Here is a 5,675-nt window from a genome sequence, read left to right on the forward strand (position 1 = left end):
GAGATGTAATGATTGTACGCCAGACTCCCACATTCATCGTCGCTCAGCGGCCGGTCCTCGTCACCAAATATGAGAAGGGCTGCGCTCTTCATGTATAGGAAACGATCGGCGCGCGGATCCACAATCCCTGCCCGCGTGTCCAGCAGGTCGACAACTTCGCCGTGAAGCCGGGTCAGGTAGGCAACTTCCTCCGCGCGCCGTTCATGCTCAACGTTCCAGTTGCCGAGCTGAATACCGAGAAAAACACCGAGCACCACGATCAGCGTCTCGATCAGGACGGTGAACCAGTCCTGCTTGCGGATGGACGTGGCGAGACGCTGGAGGATCATGGGGCCGCCTCCGGTGTCACGGGCGAACCAAGTCGCGCGAGGGCATCCTCCAGCGATGTTGCAACACCGCCGAGGTTGAGTTTCGCCGATACAACCATGGAGTAATGATAAGTCAGTGTGGCAGCGACGGCTGGGTCGCTGCGAAGGGCGAGTGCGACGGCCTCTATCTCAGCAGGATCAGCGTCGAAATCGCAGCTATCCATGAAGCCGAGGATATTCCCCTCATCGTCTCGAAGATCGCTGCACGTCTCCCGCATCGCGATTTGCATATGCATGGGAATGATCTGCCGCGCGGTGACGCGGTAAGTGGAATCGAGACCGAGCTGATACATATCCTGCGCAGTATCGAAGGCGTAGAATTGTGAAAGGCCGGACTCAACCGCGTCTTTTGGCAACAGGCTGAGATGGCCGGAGGAGACACTCTGGTCCCAGGTGGCCCGTTCCGGGGTGATGTAGGAAACCTCGGTCCCCCGGTAGGCATTGACGATGAGATCACGCGGGTCCGGGTCTGTCTGGCGCAGCAACTCGTCTGTGCGAATGACGCTGTCGAGGACAGCATCGTAATAGGCGGCCTGCGACTTTGTCCCTGCAAGGTTCACCTGTGTTTCGCGGGCGAGCAGGCTGACATACTCTTCGCCAAGCTTGGCATTGGCTCCCTCCGAATTCCAGTTGCCAAGCTGAATACCGATAAACACACCGAACACCACGATCATCGTCTCAATGAGCACGGTGAACCAGTCCTGCTTGCGGATGGATGTGGCAAGGCGCTGGAGGATCATTGGGTGGTCTCCAGATAGGTCTCGAGCTGCGCCTGAAGCAGCGCAGCCTGCCGGTCTGCGCTTTCGTTCTCGCCGTAATGGAAAATGGTGAAAGTGGCGAGGATGCGCGTGATTGCGGCGAGGTCCGGCTCATCGGCGAGCAGGCGGTAATACGCATCCGGGTCGACCGGCAGGTAGGGCGCAAGGCCGTATTGCGCACCGATATTCATCGTGTCCGAACGGATCGAAATCAGTTTGTCGTTTTGAGTGGCCACGCTTTCCGTCAGATTGCGGTAAAGCTGGATCGACCGGACAAGCTCGCGATTGCGCATGACCCGGATTTCGCCGGAGCCAACCATGGCATCATAGGTCGATGTGCTCGGCGTGGGGAAATAGCCGACCACTACATTTGTCCAGAGATGCTGCGGATCGAGTATTTCGGTGCTGGCACGGTCAAGAATATCGAAATTGTAGCTGACGGCATCGGCATTCGGCAGGTCGTACTCGAAGCTGAGCGCAGGCAGGCCAGCGCCTTCGAGCGAGGCGGTCACAGCAGCGATCCGGCGCGTAGAGAGTGCCATGGCGTTGGCGTACTGTTTTCGGTCGATCTCGATGTCCGCGAGCATGTCAGAGACGATCTGCATCTCCCTGTTACGGTCGGCGTGCGCCGCATTCCAGTTGCCGAGCTGGAGACCGAGGAAGACACCGAGCACCACGATCAGCGTCTCGATCAGGACGGTGAACCAGTCCTGCTTGCGCAAGGCATTTGTCAGTCGACGCAGAATCATCGCGGTTGCTCGTTTCGGGAGAGCGAGGGCCATCTGCCGTTTGAGTAGTCCGCCAGCTCCGACTGATAGACTTCAAGCGCCTCGCTCAGCTGATCAAGATACGCGACGTAGAAGGCCTGAGTTTGCGCCGCGTTCGACGCGAGGGCGATCAAATCAGCGTTCTGACAAAGGTTCTCAGGCGTCGTGAATTCGTATGCGTCAATGATTTTGGCGTAGGGTTGCCCTCTTTCAATATCATCAACTATTGATCGATTAATGACGAAGCCTGCAGCGAGATAGACCTGTTCGGCGTCTTGCTTGATGCGAAGGTAGCGGCGCCAGTGTTCGTCGATGAAATCCAGTTCGGTTATGATCTGGCGCACATCATTCTGTATATTCTTAGACTTCAAAAGCGCGACCCGGCCGGTCGCAGAGAGTTCACGCGCGGTCAGCAAATCGAACCGTGGGCCCGGGAAATCACCAACGCCGAGCAACCAAGCCGCTGCTTTGGGATCGTCGTAGTCCGAACACGCTGTTTCGTCCCTCATCCGCGCCACCAAAGAAGTGATGTCCGCCGCGTTGCTGGCGTGAACCGCACGATGGTCAACCAGCGCGATGGCGGCCTGGTCCGCCTCAAGGCGCAAGCGCTCGAAGACTTGGCGCTCGGAGACCGCGTCCTGCCGCGCCTCATTCCAGTTGTTCACCTGCAGACCGATGAAGACACCAAACACCACGATCAGCGTCTCCACGAAAACCGTGAACCAGTCCTGCTTGCGGAACGCGGTGGAGAGACGGCGGAGGATCATGGGGCAGTCTCCAGTAAATCCGCCTCAATTTTCTCCAGCGCTGAAAGCTCGATGATGACGCGCTGCAAAACGCCATCCGTGCGTGCGAGATTACTCAGCAGCTTGTTCTGGATCGTCTGATCGGCACGTATCACGTCAAGCACGCACGTCGTCTGAAACGTCGCATCGGTAATCCGTGAGGCCTGCTTTTCGGCTGGATCAAACACAGCCGTCTCACGAATGGCTGGCGAAATCACGCGGCGCGGAAAGGCCTCGCTATAGGTATCGCCCAGATTGGCAAGGCCGGTCAGGGACGTGTTGAGCTGCTGGATGACCTCACGATGATCGCGATAGGTCAGCAAAGCTGGCCGCAAGGCTCTGGCCCTGGCCGTGTGAAGACCGCCCCGGGCCAGAAGCTCATCCAGAGAGCCAAGTGGCGCGACCGGATAGAACAGAAGGTGAGACGACCACATCGCGCGACACGCCTCATCGGCCAACATGTCTGTTTCAGGCTCGTTCTGAACAATGTCGATCGCTTCAATCAGTTTTTGACGATGTGCCGTGATTGAGGCCAGCCATTCAGTCTTCAATTCAACCGCCGCTTCGACATCGGCCTGCACCTGCGACAGGATCTGGCGCTCGGTTGCCTTGTCCGTGTTGGCCTTGTTCCAGTTACCCAGCTGAATACCCAGATAAACACCAAACACGACAATCACCGTCTCGATCACGACGGTGAACCAGTCCTGCTTGCGGATGGAGGTGGCGAGGCGCTGGAGGATCATGGCGTTTCCCCTGAGGCTCCGATAGCCTCAAGCACTTCGTCAATCGACGCGATCTGGCCGGCGGTTAGCGTCTGCATGTTTGCGTGGCTCACATAAAGCTGGGTGATGAGCGCACGGCCCTTCGGGGCCTCGCGCAGCTCTGCCACGTTCAGACTGTCAATGTCGGAAACGAGTTGTAAGCTGATTTCATCAGGTGCCCGAACGATGGTGAAGTACGGCGTAAGCTCGCGAACGATAACCACGTAGTCCGCTGCAATAAGATTTGAGCCACCCTCAATCGTCCTGGCCGTCTCAGCATATTCGCGCAGCTCCACGCTGAGGTCCGTATCGCCCAAAAGTGCCAATCGTCCAGCCGAGAGCATCTCCTGAAAGCTGATCGGCGTCGTCTGGGGAAGGGCGAAGAACATTGCGTCATTCAATAACTGGCCCGCCTCTGCATCAGAGACCGGGTCCTGCTCGTCTTCAATCCGGGTCAGCAATTCATCAAGTTTGACAGTATTCTCGTAAAATCTGCGGTTCTGTCCGGCCGCGAGTGCACGCATCTCCTGAAAATCCCTTTCAAGACGTTCCAGCAAGGCCGTTGCCTGATCGCGATCCCGGCGCGCCTCGTTCCAGTTATTGACCTGAAGACCGATGAAGACGCCGAGCACGACGATCAGCGTCTCGATCACCACGGTGAACCAGTCCTGCTTGCGGATGGAGGTGGCGAGGCGCTGGAGGATCATGGCTGCGCCCCTTCTTCGTTCGCATGGTCTATGCTCAGCGTCTCGTCGAGGACGTCATGCAATTCCTTTACACGTTGGCTAACTGGCAGGACTCCTCGCCCGGTATAGACATTGTACATGTAAGTGTTGTCGATCAGCGCGTTCAGAAAAGCCGGGTCTTCCCGCATGCCGTCAGTGTCGCAATCGGGACTGAGCCAGTAATCGTCTTGCTCGAAGGTTGGAGCGCCGAGTTTGTAGCGCATGAGGGCCGGAAAGGCGCGGCCCAGGTTCTGGTTTTCCTCGCTGATGAGCTGAATGAGATCGCGGGCACTGGCCGCATCCTGCGTGAGGTTCAGAATGCTGGTACGCATCGCCTGAGAGCTGATCTGACCGAGCCGGCCCGTCGAGAGCAATTCGGTGATGGTTGGAAGGTCGACCGGGGGAACGGTGGTGTGAGATGAGCCGGCAATGGCGTCGCACTGGGCCTTGGACAGGGCGGGATTGGCAGAAGTGTCCTGCAAGATCCTGACCGCGGCGACGAGGTCGGCGGAAAAAGTCGTGCGGCTCTGGTCATAGGTCGCGCGCCGATGGAGCAGCTGAACCGTCTCTTCATGAAGACGAACGAGATAGGCGCTTTCGCTGTCCCGGCGGTCCCGATCGAGCGCCCATTGCTGGACCTGCAAACCGAGAAAGACGCCAAACACGACGATCAGCGTTTCCACTGCGACGATGAACCAGTCCTGCTTGCGGATGGAGGTGGCGAGGCGCTGGAGGATCATTGCAATCCGTCCTCGTCTGCCAGTGCCTCAAGCGCACCATCAATATAATCGACCGTCGCCGTGAGATTATTCAACGCGGTGCTCAGCTCGGAATACTGGTAGCCAAGCGTTTCGCGAATCCGGATGTCTGATTTCAGAAGCTGGGCAGCAGAAGCAAAGGCTTCCGGTGGCACATTCACCACGCATGGATCGGCAAAGCCAGTGGGTGTGCCGACTTCATCGAGGACGTCGCTGCAGCCCGCCCTGATTTCCTCTTGAATTTGAATCGGAATGACCGACCGCGCGGTCTTCCGGTATTCGGAGTTCTCCATGACAAGGTAGGAGGCCTGCGACTGGTTATATCCGAAATACAGGTTGAGCGCGTCCATGGTGGATCCCTGCGGCAACAGACCAAGATGACCAGAGGATACGATCTGCTCCCAGGTTGACCTGCTCTGAGGCCATTGGGCGATCTCGGTTGCCCGGTAGGCGTTGATCACCAATTCCCTGGGGTCGGGATTTTCCGTTGAAAGCAGCCGGTCCGTTTCGATGACGGCGACCATGACTTCGCGATAATAATCGGCGATATGACGGGCACCATACCGGTCTCTTCGAAGATCTTCGGTCAGACGCTCAACATAGTCCTCACCGAGTTGATGGCTCGCCCGTGCCGCGTTCCAGTTGCCGAGCTGGATACCGAGGAAGACCCCGAGCACCACAATCAGCGTCTCGATGGCGACGGTGACCCAATCCTGCTTGCGGATGGAGGTGGCGAGGCGCTGAAGGATCATG

Annotated in this window: 6 protein-coding genes and 2 pseudogenes; all 8 read right to left on the reverse strand. The window is 57.9% G+C overall.

All coding sequences use genetic code 11. The features are described from left to right. Positions 1-329 (reverse strand): annotated as a pseudogene (locus WA989_RS17695) (hypothetical protein); the annotation flags it as partial. Then, positions 326-1,108: a hypothetical protein gene (locus WA989_RS17700; RefSeq protein ID WP_424341796.1), complete on the reverse strand. Its 783-nt coding sequence runs from the start codon at positions 1,106-1,108 to the stop codon at positions 326-328. The pseudogene WA989_RS17695 and the gene WA989_RS17700, both read right to left, overlap by 4 nt. Beyond that, on the reverse strand, positions 1,105-1,875 hold the full coding sequence (locus WA989_RS17705; RefSeq protein WP_424341797.1) for a hypothetical protein: 771 nt from the start codon (positions 1,873-1,875) through the stop codon (positions 1,105-1,107). Before WA989_RS17705 ends, WA989_RS17700 begins: the two co-directional genes overlap by 4 nt. Next, positions 1,872-2,660 (reverse strand): hypothetical protein, encoded by a 789-nt coding sequence (locus WA989_RS17710; protein ID WP_424341798.1) that lies wholly within the window; start codon positions 2,658-2,660, stop codon positions 1,872-1,874. The genes WA989_RS17705 and WA989_RS17710 overlap by 4 nt, the downstream gene beginning before the upstream one ends. Continuing rightward, positions 2,657-3,421, reverse strand: coding sequence for a hypothetical protein (locus tag WA989_RS17715; protein WP_424341799.1), 765 nt, complete (start codon positions 3,419-3,421; stop codon positions 2,657-2,659). Before WA989_RS17715 ends, WA989_RS17710 begins: the two co-directional genes overlap by 4 nt. Continuing rightward, positions 3,418-4,146, reverse strand: a complete 729-nt coding sequence (locus WA989_RS17720) for a hypothetical protein (RefSeq protein ID WP_424341800.1) — start codon at positions 4,144-4,146, stop codon at positions 3,418-3,420. Before WA989_RS17720 ends, WA989_RS17715 begins: the two co-directional genes overlap by 4 nt. Continuing rightward, positions 4,143-4,904 carry a hypothetical protein gene (locus tag WA989_RS17725; protein WP_424341801.1) on the reverse strand — a complete coding sequence of 254 codons (762 nt, stop codon included), beginning with the start codon at positions 4,902-4,904 and terminating at the stop codon, positions 4,143-4,145. Before WA989_RS17725 ends, WA989_RS17720 begins: the two co-directional genes overlap by 4 nt. Next, positions 4,901-5,675, reverse strand: a pseudogene (locus WA989_RS17730) (hypothetical protein); the annotation flags it as partial. The gene WA989_RS17725 and the pseudogene WA989_RS17730, both read right to left, overlap by 4 nt.

This window comes from Henriciella sp., from assembly GCF_049649345.1.
Taxonomy (GTDB): Bacteria; Pseudomonadota; Alphaproteobacteria; order Caulobacterales; family Hyphomonadaceae; genus Henriciella.